Origin of the sequence: Microbacterium sp. No. 7, assembly GCF_001314225.1 — a bacterium.
Lineage (GTDB): Bacteria > Actinomycetota > Actinomycetes > Actinomycetales > Microbacteriaceae > Microbacterium.
On record NZ_CP012698.1, the window covers coordinates 1 to 14,233 of the forward strand.

Below are 14,233 nucleotides of genomic sequence, written 5' to 3' on the forward strand. Positions count from 1 at the left end.
CCTGCGGATGCAGGCTGAGCGCTGCGCGCCCAGGCCCCGGCACCCGGCAAGCCGGGCGCTGCACCGGGGTGCCCTCGTGGGGTGGCCTGGTCGTGGCTGTGAGGTTCGGCGCTGCGCGCCGAGCCGAGCCGGTTGGGGTGCCGGGGGTCAGCGCCGGATGCTGCCGGCGAGCTCGAGCATGGTCACCAGCAGGTCCACTCCCCCGCTCGAGCTCGCGGCGGCGATGACGAGGCCAGCTGCGCAGGCCCACGCGAGGATGCGGGTGAGCTCTCGTGCGAGGTCGGCGATGGCTCGAGCGGTGCGGGTGATGCGGCGGAGGCGTTGGTTGGCTGTCACGTCCACCATGTACGCGGCGCGCTCAGAGAACCCGCGGGCAGGTGTCAATCGGTGGCGGGGCGAACGCCGACCTGGGCCTTGCTCCGGGTGCGTCGGCGGGGGTTGCGGCGGTAGGAGCTCAGGGGTTTGCGGGGTGCCTCGGCGAGCCACGCTTTGGAGCCGCCTCGGGAGAGCTTGCCTTCGGGCATTTGCACGCGGAACGGGTAGACGTCCTCGAGGATCTCGAGGCGGGCGATGGTGGCGGCGAAGTAGTTGGGGAAGGTGAGGATCTCCGCCGGCGGGAGGTAGTGGCCGTGAGCGTCTTTCAGACCGCCCTGCAGCATGTTGCGCTGTGCGGTGGCGGAGCGGTCGTGGCGGGCGATGCGCGCGACCATCACGGGTGCGCCGGCGATCTTGACGATCGCGAGGTCGTGGCGGTCGAGCCACCCCTTGTGCCCCCAGAGGTCGGCGCCTTTCTGAGGGTCGGCGGTGACGATCGCGAGGTTCTGGCGGGCGACGATGAGGTCGGAGTGCTCGAGCTCGAAAGCGCCCTGCGGCGGCCGCACGAGGTCGATGACGGCCTGCATCTTGCTCGCGGGCACGCCGTTGCGCACCCATCGGCGGATAGTGCCCTCGGTGACACCGAGGACCGCGCCGGCGGTGCGTGCGTCGACGTTGCCGCGGCGGTTGTAGCTGCCCAGTGCGGCGCCGAGGATCTGCGATAGCCGGTGCGCGCCCCAGGCCTGCTCGAGCACGGTGAGATCCGCGTGCTCGGTGGTTCGCCAGAGGGGCGTGGGGTCGGTCATCGGGTTCTCGATGGTGTCAGCCGGCTGTGACGTCGACGCCGCGGTAGATGAGCAGCTGCTGCAGGAACGGGTGCTCGGTCTGCTTGTAGAGCTTCTTGATCGTGGCCGTGTCGACGGCCGGCACCTGGGCCTTCTCGCTGGTGGCGATGACCGGCAGGGCGAGGTCGTCGTAGATCGCTGCGCGGAGGGCCACGCGATCGCGCAGGTCGATCTCGCGGCCGAGGATCTTCGCGGCCGCGGGCACCGCGGCCCGCTGGGCCTTGGTGAGGGGGCGGGCCTTCACGCGGCCCTTGCCGGTGGTGCTGCCGGCGCGGCGCTCGGCGATGAACCGGTCGGCGTCGGCCTTGTCGAAGAGGGGCTGACGGTGTCCGGCGGGGGTGATGGGGCGGGGGAAGTTCTCGAGGCGCTGCGCGTTGGTCTCGCTGGCGTAGGCGTAGATGGTGCGCAGCTGCACGTCGAGTTCTTTGGCGAAGTAGTCGTAGCCGACGAGCTCGGCGCCGGCGATCTGCTGAACGGGATTGTTCTTGGCCATGGGGTGCTGCTCCTAGGTCGTGGGGATATCTCGGTGGCCGTCCTCGGCCATGCGCTGCAGGACGGTGGTGAGCTCGTCCTGGGGGATGTAGAACGTGGTCACGTTCTCGATGTGCTCTTGCAGGTCGGTGAGGAATCGCGCGGTCTCGGCGGGGTGCAGGCTCATTGCTGCTCCTCGTGGGAGGCGCGGCCGCGGCCGCTGATCGTCGTGGTCATCTGCTGTCCCTCCCTATCCGTGAAAGTTGAGTGCATGTGACATACACAACAGTAGCCCGGATCGGGGCGATCGCGCAGCGTCGACGCGCGGCTACGGTGTGTGGCTCAGCGCCACTGCATTCCGTCGACGCCGTGGAAGCGCCAGGTGCCGGAGTCGGTGTAGCGGCCGGGCTGGGCGTAGATGCCCTCGAGGTAGCTGAGGGCGCCGGTGTCGCCGCCGTTGCCCCAGGCGTCGATGAGGCCGCGCTGTTCGTCGTCGGTGAGGTGGATGTAGCTGTTCCCGTTGCGGTTGTAGCCCATGTCCTGGGGGTCGGCGGACAGTCCCTGCACGCCGTGCACGATGAGGGTGCGGCGATCGCCGGGCAGGGCTTCCTTCGCACGCTTGGCCATCTGGGTGCGGCCGCGCTTGGTGGTGACGGTCTGGCGGGTGCGGTCGGTGAGCTTTTTGAGGAGCTCGGGCCGCGGGTTGGAGTCGCCCTTGATCCAGCGCTGGACGGTGCGCTGGGAGACGCCGAGGCGGGCCGCGGCCGTCTTGGTGTCGATGGGGTGGCGGTCGCTCTTGCCGGCGTAGAGGTAGCGCAGCATGCTCCCCGGCGAGGAGGAGACGGTGGAGTAGTCCTGGCCGGTGAAGAACCGGAAGAGCGCGTTGCGCTGGGCGATCGCGTCGGAGGCGCTGTCGTCGAGCATCAGAATATCTCCGAGAGGTCGTTCTTACCCTCGTAGGGGCGTGCCTGGCCGGTGAAGTACTTCGCGTGCTCGGAGAGAGCGGCGGAGCCTTCGTACTTGAAGCTGCCGAGCCCGCGGCCGTAGTGCTCGGGCTTGCCGGGCCAGGAGGCCTCGGCGTCGAGGGTGGGGCTGGTGTAGACGAGGGTGTCCTTGCTGATCGCGACGGGCCAGCGGCCGGTGTCGCGGCCGATCTGGAACACGCGGCGCAGGATGTTCGCGCGGGCCTTGGCGATGATGTGGTCGTAGCGGTGGGGGGCGTAGCCGAGGCGGCCGTTGCGGTGCAGGTCGCTGGCCATGATGCCCAGACCGGAGACGTAGACCTTCTTGAGCAGGTCGCGGGCGATCTGGTCGTTGGGGTTGTCGGTGTCCAGCAGCTGGCGGGCCTCGCGCATGCGCTTCTGCCAGGTGTCGAAGATGCGGCCCTTCTCATGCCACAGGTAGGCCTCGTGGATCTCCGGCTCGACGCCGAGCTCGGCAGCGAGCTCCATGGTGGGCGTCGCGACCCAGATGCGGGTGCCGGGGGTGGCCTGTCCGGTCACGCCGCGGGGGCTGAACAGGTTGGGGGTGAGCCGGTGGCCGTCCTCGGGGATGGTGATGTTCCAGTAGCCGGGGAGCTTGGTGAACGGCAGCGGCTCGGGGTGGTGAGTGGGAGATCCGATGCCGACCTCGAGGCCGGCGACGGCGGCGAGGTAGGAGCCGCCCCGGTCGAAGGCGTGCACCCAGCTGTGCTGCTGCTCGTCGGGGGTGAGGGTGCGCTGCCAGTCGAGGTCGGTTTCGGCGTGGCCGGCCTCGCGGAGCACGGCCGGTGACTCGCAGGACTCGAAGAGGCGCTCACGCTCGGTGCGGGGGTGCAGCGCGAACGCGAGATCCAGGCCGGTGCTCGAGGGGGTCTTGCGGTAGGGGAAGCGCAGCGCCCCGCTGAACCGCTGCAGCCGGTCGGCGACGTCGAGCGGGCTGGGGTCGTCGGCGAGGATGACCTGCTGGAACGCCGGCGGCAGTGCGGGCAGGAACCCGATGAGCACTCCGAGCTCGGGGTTGTCGTCGTGCCAGACCTCGATGCTGGGGTCCAGGGAGTCCTTGCCGGAGACCTGGAATCCGGCGGTGCGGGCGTCGGCGATGAACGGGGTGCCGGCGGTGGCTGCCTGCAGCTTCTCGCGGTACTGGAATGCCATCGGGGTGGGCAGCTTGTCGAAGGGAATCCCGAGGGTCAGTGCGTAGTCGTGGGTGATGTAGATCTGGCCGCGCTCGGTGCGCCGCAGCTTGCTCGGGCCAGTGTTGATCTGTGTGCCGAGGGAAAGTTTGGAAGCCAGCAGCGCCACCTGCCCGGCGTGCACGATCGGCTCCTCGAGGTCGACGCGGCTGCCATCAGGCAGCCACACCCCATCGGTGTGCAGGACCGCGACCGAAGCGCGGAACGCGCCGCGTCGTGCGGCCGGCGCAGCCGCCGGCGCAGCTGCTGCGGGGGCGGGCGCCGGGGCGTCGACGGGGGCCGCGGCCGCTGCGGGTGCGACGTCGTCGACGGGGTCGGTCGACTCGTTGGCGAGGTACGGGTCGGTCGGGGGGTACTCGTCGACGGGGGGCTCCTCGTCGACCGGGGGCTCGTCGGTCGGAGCGATGGGGCCGGAGGGGTCGATGTCGAACAGGCCGGGGTTGGTGTCCGGGTCGGGGTTGCCGTCGCGGTCGGTGGTGGGGTCGTCATCGTCGTTGTCGGAGCCCAGGAGGGCGGACAGTGGCAGATCCCAGACGCGCATCTTCTGGCCGCCGATGCGCCGAGCACCGGAGCGCTTGCCCTCGTGGTCCTTGGTGAGCCATCCGTGACTCTCGAAGCTGCTGGCGATCGAGTGGGTGGTCTCGGAGAAGACCTCGTCGGCGCGGCTGGCGACGGTGTTGGCGACGCCGATCGCGACGGAGGGGATGAGGTAGACGCGCTGCGCATCGCCCTCCCCCACGATGACGCCGATCCGGGCGCCCATGGGACGCCACTGCGGCATCTCGCCGGCGCTCTGGTTGACCCAGCCGAGGCTGGCTGCGTCGTCGGGGGCATCGCCGTGCTGGGTACTCAGGTGAGCGCCGCCGGAGATCAGCGCTTCGCGGAGGAACGCGAGCAGCAGTTCGCCGGCGTCGGAGGAGGCGGAGTCCTGCAGTGCGACGGCGTCGTAGATCCCATCGCGCGCCCAGGCGTAGAACTCGTTGGCCTCGTCGGTGGTGATCGCCCCGTACTCGCGGAGCATCTTGAGCATGATGTAGATCCCGCGGTCGAGGTCGACGGCCATGTTCTCGAGGCGGTTGCGGACGCCGGAGTCGTGGGGCAGGTCGGCGAGGCGGCGTTCCCAGTAGGTGTCGGTGGCCAGCGGCGAGCTCGTGTCGCCTTCGATGGCGGCCTGGATCTCCTCGAGCATCTGGTCGCGGTGCTGGGCAACCCAGTGGATCAGCGAGGAGCCGAGAAGCGCGCGGGCGGCGCGGTAGCTGCGGGACTCGAGTCGGGCGAACAGGGCCTTGCCCTTGTCGACGGATTGCGGGTGCAGCGGGATGTTGAGGATGCGGGTGTCGGCGGAGCCGGTCGCGGTGAGCTCACCCGTGGTGATCAGGTTCGCCTCGATCGGGCGGTCCTCGCGCACTCCGCCGCGCTGGGTCGAGACCTTGCGCCCGGTGGAGTTGAACCGCATGCGGGCGAGCTCGCCGAGGCGGTTCTGCGCCTGCTTGGCGTTGCCGTCCGGGGCGAAGTCGTCGATGAGCAGCGGCAGGTGCGAGACGGTGTTCGCGCTGCGGATGAGACCGAGCGCGGAGCCGCCCTTTGCGGAGCCGGAGAGCATTTCCTTGACGCCGTGGTAGTGGACGTCGGGGGCGAAGTACTGCACGGCCAGACGGCCGTGTGCGGACTTGAGGGAGGCGCGGCCGCCGACCAGGTGCACGGTGGCGTCGTTGGGCTTGAGCACTGACCCCCACGACTGGGCGAGCAGCGGAGCGAGCGCGCGGCCGAGCAGCCAGGAGTCCTTGGCCTCGAGGGTGCCCTTCTGCCAGGCGGCGCGGAGCTCGTCGGCATCCGTCGAAGGGGCCGGGAGGGCGAAGACGTTGAACAGCGACGGCTTGACCTCGACGTCGTCGATCGCACCCTCGGTGCCGATCGCGCCGGTGGAGTGGACGAAGAATGGCTGTCCCGCCGGGGTGGTGCGCCATCCGAGGGTGGTGTAGACGAGGCTGTTGCTGGCCACGGTCTGGCGGGCTTTGCGAATCGCGTCCCACGCCTGATCCTTGCCGCGGCGGGTGGTGGACTCGATGAGGTTCGGCCAGGGCAGCGCCTGTGCCCAGGTGCCGGTGCGCAGCTGCTCCTCGTCGAACTTCACGAGGGTCGATTCGATCTGCGGGTGGCCGGTCTCCTCGTCGGCGACGGCGTTGCCGCGGGCGTCGCGGACGTAGCGGTAAAACCGGATGGCGATCATGTGCGGGGAGCGTGCGATCTCGCTGTCGGTCCCGTCGTCCTCCACGGCGACCGTCTCGATCTCGGCCCAGCCGTTGAGGACCGCGGTGTAGCGCGGCTCCCACTTCTGCTTGCCGTCTTCGTCGGCATCGTCGGCGAGGACCCACTTCACGCTGACGGTGATCCCGTCAACGACGTCGTACTCCTCGCGCTTGATCACGGCTCGCTTGCCGGAGTCGCCGCCATCGAACCGGGGGCCGCGGCCGCCGTTGCTCTTGCCGCCGCCGGCGCCGCCGGTTCCATCGCCGGGCTGGAACGAGACGTTGAGGGTGCGGGGGTCGCGGGCCGGCTGCTCGTCGACCTCGGGGGTGTCGGTCGTTTCGGCCGGGGCGGTGCCGAGGGCCGCGGTGACGTCGGTCGGGACGTCGAGGCCGGCGATCTGGAACGTGTCGCGGGAGATCTCTGCGGCTTCGCGGATGGTGGCGGCCAGCTCGTCACGGGCGGATTCGGCGCGCTCGCTCAGCTGATCGGCGATCAGCGATTGCAGCGACGTGATCCGCTCGAGCCGCTTGGACGACTCCCGCGCCCACGCCTCGGCGTTGCGCTCGGCGGTGCCACGGTCCTGCCCCTGGGCGTCCAGCTGTGCCCGGGCCTCTTTGCGGCAGATCTCCACCTGGACGAGCAGCTTCACGGCCTCGGCCGCGGCATCGAGCGCGGTGGCGTCGTCGACGGAGATCTCGACGAGCGTGTCGGTGGTGCCTCCGGCGTCCAGGTGGTCGGTGAAGTCGGCCTTGCGGTCGGTGAGTGCCGGCAGGTAGGCGCGGGCTTCGATGCGCTCGCGCAGCAGCTGTGCGGTCACGGATGCGGCGCGCTTGTAGCCGGCGTGGTCGTTGTCGACGACCAGGTGCACGCGGCCGCCGCGGAAGCGCTCGACGAGCTCGGCGGGAAACGCGGTGGCGCCGCCGGCGTTGGTCGTGGCCACCAAACCCTGTGCGATCGCGTTGTCGGCGTCCTTCTCCCCCTCGAGCAGCCAGACATCGCCGCCAGCGGCGACGGCGTCGGTGACGGCGCGGAGGTTGTACAGCAGAGGGGTGAAGCCTTCGGGCTTCCGCTTGACGAAACGGCCGTTGGTGCCGCGGTAGCTCTGGGTGAAGCGCTTGTGCCGGATGCCGTCGACGACGGTCTCCTCGCGGTGCACCCGCTGCTGCACGACGCCGTCGACATCGACGTACTCGTAAGCCTTCACGCGCTCCCACTTCGCGCCGGTCAGATCCGGGGCCGGCGCGGCGAGCTCTTCGCGAGTCAGGCGGGGCGGCAGTGACGGGCGGCGCGGGCGGGTGGTGCGGTTGTGGGTGCGGCGATCGGCGGGCAGCGGGGCGTCGAAGAGGTCGCTGACGGTCAGACCCAGGTGAGCGGTGATGTCGGAAACGGCCGCCTCGCAACCGAAGCAGTGCAGCGCGATCTTTCCGGCCTGCGGGTCGTAGCGAACGCTCAGTGAGGGGTTCGCGTCACCATGCACGGGGCAGAGGGCCTTGAACGTGTTGGCGCGGCGGGTCGGCTTGTAGCCTCCACGGTCCAGCGCCTCCCAGACGCGGTCGAGAGAGTTCATCGACGCGGCGGTGCCGGGGATCTCGAGAGTCATCGCAGCACCACCCCCTCGTCGGGGTAGCGCGCGGGGATGCTAGCTGTCGGTGCGACACTGCGCACAACTACGCTAGACATCCGCAATATTGCGGCTACAATCATGAACGACCCTTCCAGGTCTGAATCTGAATCAAAAACTTGCGTCCTCTTGCCGGAGGACGTGACCTCAAACTCATTACCCCTGTTGGTTTGCCGACCAGCAGGGGTGAGTTGTTTTATGCGGACCTGGGTAGGTCGAGCATGTTGATCTCCTGCTCCCTCTCTCGGGCTTCCCGTTCAGCGGAAGCCTTCCTGATCTCTTTCTGGACGTAGTCGGGCACGGGCAGCCCCTCGTGCTCTGCGAGAGCAAGCGTGATCCAGCTGCTGAGCGGGATGCCGAGATCGTCCGCTCGCTGCTTGTAGGTCTCAGCGTGATCGCCGGGTACGCGCATCGTGACGCCGACCCGATCACCGCGCGGCTGAGGACCGCGTCGCCGTGCCTGCTGTGCTGCCATGCGACCTGTCTACCACTATTCGTATTCAGAGTGTGGATTTCATCACACAGCTGGCGCGTCGGGGTCGAGTGATCCATGACCCATATAGGCCGAGCATCCACCCCTTCGCGGACATCGGTTCCCGAAAAAAGTTGCGCGCCCCCCTGGAACACCCTCGCGCGCGCACACGCATCGCGCGTGCGGGGTGTATGGGTCAGAAAATGTGTTCCAGGTGTTCCGCCTGCATCTAAAGTCCAGATCAAGAGCATTTTACAGGTGGAACACCTGTCTGATTTTCGGAACTTGCCGTTTCTGAAAATCCCAGGTCAGATGGCGGAACACCTGGAACACCTTTTCTAGCAGGGTTGGCACGGAACACCCGAAACCCGTAAGCATTGCGCGTCGAGATTCTGCCGATCTCGACGTGATCGAGTTGGCGATTCAGCGCGTCGATGCGACCGGCCAGCTTGGGTTGTGGGCGGTGTCGTCGGCGTGTCGGGTCAGACGAGGAGGGCGGGGCTAAGTCGCCAGACGCGGGTGAGGGTGCCGTTGATGCTGCGAGGGATGCTGCGGCCTTGGCGTCGGGAGGAGTACAGCAGGCCGCGATCCTCGAGCGCTGCAGCGACGGCGTTGCTGGTGAGGGTGTCGTCGTCGAGCTCGGCGCGGATGATCGGCAGGATCTCGCTGGGGATCAGGTACAGGTAGTCGTCGTCGCGGCGGCCGAGCACCCAGTCCCCGGCGTTGCGGTGGCCCCCGAGGAGGGCGCCGTTGTCGAGGGCGTACTGCAGCGCGGCGTAGACCCCGACGAGGATCTGGTCTTCGCGGGGCATCCGGTGCCGGCTGGTGCCGGCGTCGAGGTCGAGCGCGCGCAGGAGGACTCCCCCGACGTGCAGGGCGGCGTCGCGGCGTCGTTCGTGCTCGATGTCGACGCCGAGGGCGAGGCGCGCGGCGGCGCTGTCCGCGCTGCGCAGCGTCACGCGGGGGATCTGTGCCTGCAGGTAGCTGTGCACGCTGAGCCGGGCCGCGGCCGCGGCCGTAGAGTGCAGCTGCGCGTAGATCTCGCGTGGCGCCCGGCGTCTGTTGATGCGGGTGGCAAGGGTGCGCTGCAGGCTGAGCTCGTCGATCTTCTGCTCGCCGGTGGCGACGACGATGGATGCGACGTTCAGTGGGGAGTTGCGGCTGGCGTAGACCTCAGCCTGGATTTGGGTGAACATCGCAGGCCTGGCCCGGGAGTGCGCTGGCGCGATGTCGTCGAGGACGAGCGGCTCTCCCGGTATGGCTGCCTTGCGGATGGAGGCGAGCGAGCGCTGCGGGAGCTCGAGCGGGACGCTGCGCCCCGTGAGCTCGCCGATCGCCCGGGCGAGGGTCGTCTTGCCGGCGCCGGGGCGTCCGGTGATGAACACCGGGACCGGGAAGGGTGCTCGATGCGCGAAGGCGATCGCGCGGAGGATGTCGCCGGCGTGATCGGGGAACGCCTCGAGCAGGGGTGCGACCCCGGCATCCCACGCGGCGCGTGCCTGCGCGGTGGAGACCGGTTCGACGTCGACGGCGGGTGTGGGCATCGGCAGACCCTTCGGTCAGATCCCCGGCAGCAGGTCGAGATCGACGCCGGAACGCGCAGCGGCGCCGGTGAGCGCCGCACTGGTGCGCCGTGCCCGGATAATCGCGACGGTCTCCTCGTCGGGCGTGCTCGGGGTCATGGCCCCATTCTCGCAGTACCCCGGTAAGCGTGCAGGATGCCCGTTCTAATGTCGGCACCGATTCACATACTCTGGATCGGTCACATATTCGATAAGCGATCCGGGAGGCCATCATGCTCGCGCTGTCGCCTCGCCCCGTCGACGAGCCGACCGTGCTGATGCTGCAGGCCTCCCCCGTCGCGGTGGCGTGCGGGTTCCCGTCCCCTGCTCAGGACTACTACGACGGCCCGATCGATCTGACGGAGATGCTCGTCGACGACCAGGAAGCGACGTTCATCGTGCGCGCGTCCGGGCACTCGATGACCGAAGCCGGGATCAGCGACGGCGACGAGCTCCTGGTCGACCGCTCGAAGCGCCCGCGGGACGGTGATGTCGTCGTGGCCGTTCTCGACGGGCAGCTGACGATCAAACGGCTGCAGATCTCCGCCGGCCGCGTGACACTCAAGTCCGAGAGCGCGGAGCATCCCGACATCGTGGTGCCGGAGCTCTCCGAGCTCGTGATCTGGGGCGTGGCGACGTTCTCGATCCACCACCTGCGGAGGCCCTAGTGCTGGCCCACGTGGACTGCAACTCGGCGTATGTCAGCTGGGAGCGGGTGTTTCGCCCGGATCTCGAGGGGGTGCCGACTGTCGTATTGAGCAATAACGACGGGATGGTGGTCGCCTCAAGCAAAGAGGCCAAGGCGCTCGGGCTGGATCTCGGCCGCCCGTGGTTCGAGCTCCGCCCACACGCGCAGCGGCTGGGAGTGACGGCGCTGAGCTCCAACTACGAGCTCTACGGCGATATGTCGAGAAGATTCCACGCCATCCTGGCCAGGTTCACCCCGGAGCTCGAGGTCTACAGCATCGACGAGGCTTTCCTGCGCGTGAGCCCGCGCATCGCGCGAGACCCAGACGCGATGACAGCGCTCGGGCGAGAGATCAAAGACACGCTGCACCGGCTGATCGGTGTGCCCGTGTGCGTGGGGATCGCGGAAACGCGCACGTTGGCCAAGCTCGCGAACAGATCGGCGAAGAAGATCGCCGCGTTCGACGGGGTCTGCGTGTGGCCGGCCACCCGACCGGAGTGGCGGCAGCAGCTGATGAGCCGGCTGCCGGTGTCAGAGGTCTGGGGTATCGCCTCCCGGCTTGAGCGTCGTCTGGTGGCCATGGGGATCTCTTCGATCGCCGATCTTGCCGCGGCCGACCCGGTGCGCATCCGCAAGGCGTTCAACGTCGTGGTGATGCGCACGGCGCTGGAACTGCGAGGGGTGCCGTCGATCGTCGCGGAGGAGGACCGCACGGGCCGCAAAGAGCAGCTGATCGTGTCCCGGTCGTTCTCCGAGAAAGTCACCACCCGCGACGGGATGCGTCAGGCGCTGTCGATCTACGCCCAGCAGGCCGCGACCCGCCTGGTGCGCCATCGTCAGGTCGCGAAGCTGCTCACCGCGTTCGCCGGAACGTCGCACTACTCCGAGCAGCGCAGCTTCCCCTCGGTGCTGGTGAAGCTGCCGGCGCCCACTGCCGACCCTGTCGAGCTCACCCGCGCCGCCCACCGTCTGCTGCCGCTGATCGAGGACGGCGGCCGCTACGCACGCGCCGGCCTGATGCTCACCGACCTGCGGCCGGCAGAGGTCAGCCAGCCGCTCGATCTGTTCCGTTTCGCGCACGAGGAGTCGCGCATCGCCGAGCTCATCGACAAGGTGCAGAGGAAGGAAGGCCGAGATCTCCTCGGCCTCGGATACGGCGGGATGCGGCCCGGCCCGTCGTGGCAGATGAAGCGCGAGATGCTCACTCCGCGCGCCACGACGCACTGGGAGGAATTGGCCACAGTAAGGGCCTGAGCGGCGCTAGGAGGCGCTCACTTCGTCGACGGGTAGCTCGGGCCTCGCCCGGACGAATCGGACGGCGTGGCGGAAGGAGTGGCCGGTGATGGCGACGTCGGCCGAGATCTCCACAACGATCGGTTCGACGAGGGTCAGGTCGATGACATCGCGGGCCGCCACTGTTGAACCGGTCGAGGGCGCCCGGTTTGACCTGCGCGGGCCACGGATGAGGCCCCTCCGGCGGCTGCAGCAACTGGCCGAGGGCGCGCGAGGCGGCCGCCCGCAACGGCGTGGAGCGTCCGACGATCCGCAGTTCGCCGTCGACGGGAAGCCCGACCACGAGCGCCTCCGGGCGCTGCAGGGGTCCGATCACCGCGGCGCACACGACGTCGAGAGTGTCCCGATGCTTCACCTTCACCCACTGCCGTTGACCGCCGCGATACGGCTGGCCGGCGCCCTTCGCGACCAGGCCCTCGATTCCGGCAGCGGTCATCGTCTCCAACCACTCTGCGGCTTCGCCGGCATCCCGGGTCGCGGGAGAGAGGTTCAGGGGCGCGGACCATTCACTGGCGAGTTCTTCGAGCAACGCTCGGCGATCGAGCAGCGGCAGGCTGCGCGCATCCTGATCGGCGACGGCGAGCACGTCGAAGGCCACATACGACGCCGGCCACTCACGCGCGAGCCGCGCCACGGTGGCCGCGCTCGAGGAGAGCCGGTGTTGGAGCTCGTCGAAGCTCAGCCGGCCCTCGCGCCAGACGACGGCCTCGCCGTCGACGACGACGCCGGCGGGCAGCTGCGCCGAGGCCGCCTCCGCGAGGTCGGGGAAGTACCGGGTGAGATCCGTGCCCTTCCGAGACCACAGCGACACGTCGCGATCGCGCACGATCACCAGCCGAAAGCCATCCCACTTCGGTTCGTACAGGCACCCGCCGGGCAGCGCGGACGGCGCGGGCATCGTGGCCACGGGCCGGGCCAACGCGACCTCCAAGGGCGGGCGCAGCGACCGGCAGCGGCACGATCCGCTCCTATTGCCCAGCTGGTCGAGCGCGCGTGTGCGGGGGGACCACAGTGCCGTCTGAGCGCTCGTAGCCGGCGACGTAGACCTCTCCTGCGCCGGGGGCGCTGTCGCCACCTACAGGCGCGCTCGAGGTGCCTGTGACGGCCGTGCGAGGTTGCGGGCGGGGGATGGTGCGGAGCTTCTCGTGAGCGAAGCCGTCGACGTCTTTGCGGTAGGTGTGCCATGGCTCGCCGGCAGCGTTGACGTCGTCGACGTAGTAGACGTCTGCGCGAACGGTGATTCCCTCGGGCGCTCCCCTGGTGGCCAAGGCCACAGCGCGTGCGCACGCGGAGAATCGGTCCTCGTCGACGTACAGCGAGTCGGTGATGTGCTCCGGGACGTACCGCGCCTGGTACGCGGCGTCGTCCGCGCCGTCCTGGAAGGCGGCGTAGCCCTTCTCCCAGCGGTTGATCACCCGTGCCCGGGTGACTTCTCGCGGCCCGTCGACGGCGATGATCTCGATCGACTTGTACCCGTGCTCGGAGAGTTGCTGGAACCGCTTGAGCAGCTTCACCTTGCTGCCGTGCACGCCGTCGATCACGACCCGCTCGCCCCGCTCGAGGGAGATCGTGGCCGCTGCTGCAGCCAGATCGGATGACTCCTCGTGCACGAGGGAGGCGAGCTCACCGGGAGCGAAACGGTCGCCGGCGTCGATGCGGGACTTCACCGCCGGTGGCACGATCTCGTCGTACTCCCCCGACTCGCGCAGCTTGCGCAGCAGCCGTGTCTTGAAATCGTCGGGGTCGATGAACCGCCAGTGCTTTTCCTCGGCCTCGGGGATGCGTTCGCGGCGCGCGGAGCTCTTGCCGGCGCCGGGAGGGCCGGCCATCACCAGCACCTGGCGGTCGCGGATCACGGCGTCGTTCTCGGCGAAGAACTCCTGGATGATCTGCTTGTGCAGCCTCGCTCGAGACGCGGTGGGGCGCCCTCGGCGGTAGTTCTGCTCGCGCTGATGCGTGGCGGTGGGGGCGTCGGCGTCGATGGGGCCGTTGACAGCGGTGAGGGATCGAAGCGCAGCCAGGTGCTCCGAGTGGTCGGAGTCCGTCAAGCGGCTGCTCTCTCGATCTCCTCGTACTCTTCGTCAGAGAGCAGGTCGAGCCCCACATAGGCGTGGTAGACCGCGTCGAAGCTGTTGTCGACGACCTCCCAGTCGTCGGCTTCGCCCTGGGTCTTGTACTGCGGGTCGTAGTTCCAGTGCTTGAGGAGCTCGACGAACTCCTCGTGAGAGATCTCGCCGCGCTGCGCCTGGCGCACGAGCTCCATGGCCGTCGCGGCCACCGGCTTGTCGGTCGTCACGAGGACGCCCTTGCTCTTTTCCAGCGCCTTGAGGATGCGCGACATCTGCGACTCGCTCTTGCCCAGCGCGGCGCCGAGTTCCTGCAGCTGGACGCCCTTGCCGAAGCGAAGGGCCACGAGGCGCTCCTCGATCGCCTTTTCGATGAGCTCGTGCCGCAGGTTCAGGTTCGCGAGCTCGCGAAGCTCCGCGGCGGTGTCGGTGGTCGTTGTCATGTCGATCGCCTCCTCTCACCCCCAGTCTACTAGC

The 14,233-nt window shown here is 68.9% G+C and carries 14 protein-coding genes; 2 read left to right on the forward strand and 12 right to left on the reverse strand.

All coding sequences use genetic code 11. The features are described 5' to 3' along the window. Positions 1 to 147: 147 nt before the first annotated feature. The 9 genes from AOA12_RS21205 to AOA12_RS24060 all read right to left on the reverse strand — a co-directional run bounded on the left by AOA12_RS21205 (position 148) and on the right by AOA12_RS24060 (position 9,829). Complete coding sequence (locus AOA12_RS21205; RefSeq protein ID WP_156366693.1) at positions 148 to 336, reverse strand: hypothetical protein; 189 nt, start codon at positions 334 to 336, stop codon at positions 148 to 150. A gap of 44 nt (positions 337 to 380) precedes the next feature. Then, the gene (locus AOA12_RS21210) at positions 381 to 1,121 is read right to left on the reverse strand and encodes a hypothetical protein (RefSeq protein ID WP_054687308.1); all 741 of its coding nucleotides are present in this window, start codon (positions 1,119 to 1,121) and stop codon (positions 381 to 383) included. Positions 1,122 to 1,137: 16 nt separating this feature from the next. Further along, positions 1,138 to 1,653, reverse strand: coding sequence for a hypothetical protein (locus tag AOA12_RS24065; protein WP_054687310.1), 516 nt, complete (start codon positions 1,651 to 1,653; stop codon positions 1,138 to 1,140). A gap of 12 nt (positions 1,654 to 1,665) precedes the next feature. Then, positions 1,666 to 1,818 carry a hypothetical protein gene (locus AOA12_RS23390; RefSeq protein ID WP_156366694.1) on the reverse strand — a complete coding sequence of 51 codons (153 nt, stop codon included), beginning with the start codon at positions 1,816 to 1,818 and terminating at the stop codon, positions 1,666 to 1,668. A gap of 155 nt (positions 1,819 to 1,973) precedes the next feature. Further along, positions 1,974 to 2,555, reverse strand: coding sequence for a helix-turn-helix domain-containing protein (locus AOA12_RS21220; protein WP_054687312.1), 582 nt, complete (start codon positions 2,553 to 2,555; stop codon positions 1,974 to 1,976). Next, on the reverse strand, positions 2,555 to 7,654 hold the full coding sequence (locus AOA12_RS21225) for a CHC2 zinc finger domain-containing protein (protein WP_054687313.1): 5,100 nt from the start codon (positions 7,652 to 7,654) through the stop codon (positions 2,555 to 2,557). Before AOA12_RS21225 ends, AOA12_RS21220 begins: the two co-directional genes overlap by 1 nt. Before the next feature lie 217 nt (positions 7,655 to 7,871). Beyond that, the gene (locus AOA12_RS21230) at positions 7,872 to 8,150 is read right to left on the reverse strand and encodes a hypothetical protein (protein WP_197281233.1); all 279 of its coding nucleotides are present in this window, start codon (positions 8,148 to 8,150) and stop codon (positions 7,872 to 7,874) included. 479 nt (positions 8,151 to 8,629) lie between these two features. Next, complete coding sequence (locus tag AOA12_RS21235; RefSeq protein WP_054687317.1) at positions 8,630 to 9,691, reverse strand: ATP-binding protein; 1,062 nt, start codon at positions 9,689 to 9,691, stop codon at positions 8,630 to 8,632. Between the two features lie 15 nt (positions 9,692 to 9,706). Next, positions 9,707 to 9,829 (reverse strand): hypothetical protein, encoded by a 123-nt coding sequence (locus AOA12_RS24060; RefSeq protein ID WP_257720162.1) that lies wholly within the window; start codon positions 9,827 to 9,829, stop codon positions 9,707 to 9,709. 110 nt (positions 9,830 to 9,939) lie between these two features. Between AOA12_RS24060 and AOA12_RS21240 the strand changes: the two genes are divergently transcribed. Then, on the forward strand, positions 9,940 to 10,377 hold the full coding sequence (locus tag AOA12_RS21240; RefSeq protein WP_054687320.1) for a translesion error-prone DNA polymerase V autoproteolytic subunit: 438 nt from the start codon (positions 9,940 to 9,942) through the stop codon (positions 10,375 to 10,377). Next, complete coding sequence (locus tag AOA12_RS21245; protein WP_054687322.1) at positions 10,377 to 11,651, forward strand: Y-family DNA polymerase; 1,275 nt, start codon at positions 10,377 to 10,379, stop codon at positions 11,649 to 11,651. Before AOA12_RS21240 ends, AOA12_RS21245 begins: the two co-directional genes overlap by 1 nt. On the opposite strand, the gene AOA12_RS21250 is transcribed toward AOA12_RS21245, so the two are convergent. The 3 genes from AOA12_RS21250 to AOA12_RS21260 all read right to left on the reverse strand — a co-directional run bounded on the left by AOA12_RS21250 (position 11,599) and on the right by AOA12_RS21260 (position 14,199). After that, positions 11,599 to 12,588, reverse strand: a complete 990-nt coding sequence (locus AOA12_RS21250) for an ATP-dependent DNA ligase (RefSeq protein ID WP_335337378.1) — start codon at positions 12,586 to 12,588, stop codon at positions 11,599 to 11,601. The two genes, AOA12_RS21245 and AOA12_RS21250, sit on opposite strands and share 53 nt — an antisense overlap. 70 nt (positions 12,589 to 12,658) lie before the next feature. Continuing rightward, positions 12,659 to 13,738 (reverse strand): zeta toxin family protein, encoded by a 1,080-nt coding sequence (locus AOA12_RS21255; protein ID WP_054687324.1) that lies wholly within the window; start codon positions 13,736 to 13,738, stop codon positions 12,659 to 12,661. After that, entirely contained in the window at positions 13,735 to 14,199 is a 465-nt protein-coding gene (locus tag AOA12_RS21260) for a hypothetical protein (protein WP_054687325.1), read from the reverse strand. Before AOA12_RS21260 ends, AOA12_RS21255 begins: the two co-directional genes overlap by 4 nt. Positions 14,200 to 14,233 lie beyond the last annotated feature (34 nt).

What these genes read in the sequence shown, in the direction of transcription:
- AOA12_RS21225 (WP_054687313.1), bottom strand. Translation starts at nt 7,654, where the DNA reads ATGACTCTCGAGATCCCCGGCACCGCCGCGTCGATGAACTCTCTCGAC.
- AOA12_RS21250 (WP_335337378.1), bottom strand. Translation starts at nt 12,588, where the DNA reads ATGCCCGCGCCGTCCGCGCTGCCCGGCGGGTGCCTGTACGAACCGAAG.
- AOA12_RS21230 (WP_197281233.1), bottom strand. Translation starts at nt 8,150, where the DNA reads ATGGCAGCACAGCAGGCACGGCGACGCGGTCCTCAGCCGCGCGGTGAT.
- AOA12_RS21220 (WP_054687312.1), bottom strand. Translation starts at nt 2,555, where the DNA reads ATGCTCGACGACAGCGCCTCCGACGCGATCGCCCAGCGCAACGCGCTC.
- AOA12_RS24060 (WP_257720162.1), bottom strand. Translation starts at nt 9,829, where the DNA reads ATGACCCCGAGCACGCCCGACGAGGAGACCGTCGCGATTATCCGGGCA.
- AOA12_RS24065 (WP_054687310.1), bottom strand. Translation starts at nt 1,653, where the DNA reads ATGGCCAAGAACAATCCCGTTCAGCAGATCGCCGGCGCCGAGCTCGTC.
- AOA12_RS21210 (WP_054687308.1), bottom strand. Translation starts at nt 1,121, where the DNA reads ATGACCGACCCCACGCCCCTCTGGCGAACCACCGAGCACGCGGATCTC.
- AOA12_RS21235 (WP_054687317.1), bottom strand. Translation starts at nt 9,691, where the DNA reads ATGCCCACACCCGCCGTCGACGTCGAACCGGTCTCCACCGCGCAGGCA.
- AOA12_RS23390 (WP_156366694.1), bottom strand. Translation starts at nt 1,818, where the DNA reads ATGAGCCTGCACCCCGCCGAGACCGCGCGATTCCTCACCGACCTGCAA.
- AOA12_RS21260 (WP_054687325.1), bottom strand. Translation starts at nt 14,199, where the DNA reads ATGACAACGACCACCGACACCGCCGCGGAGCTTCGCGAGCTCGCGAAC.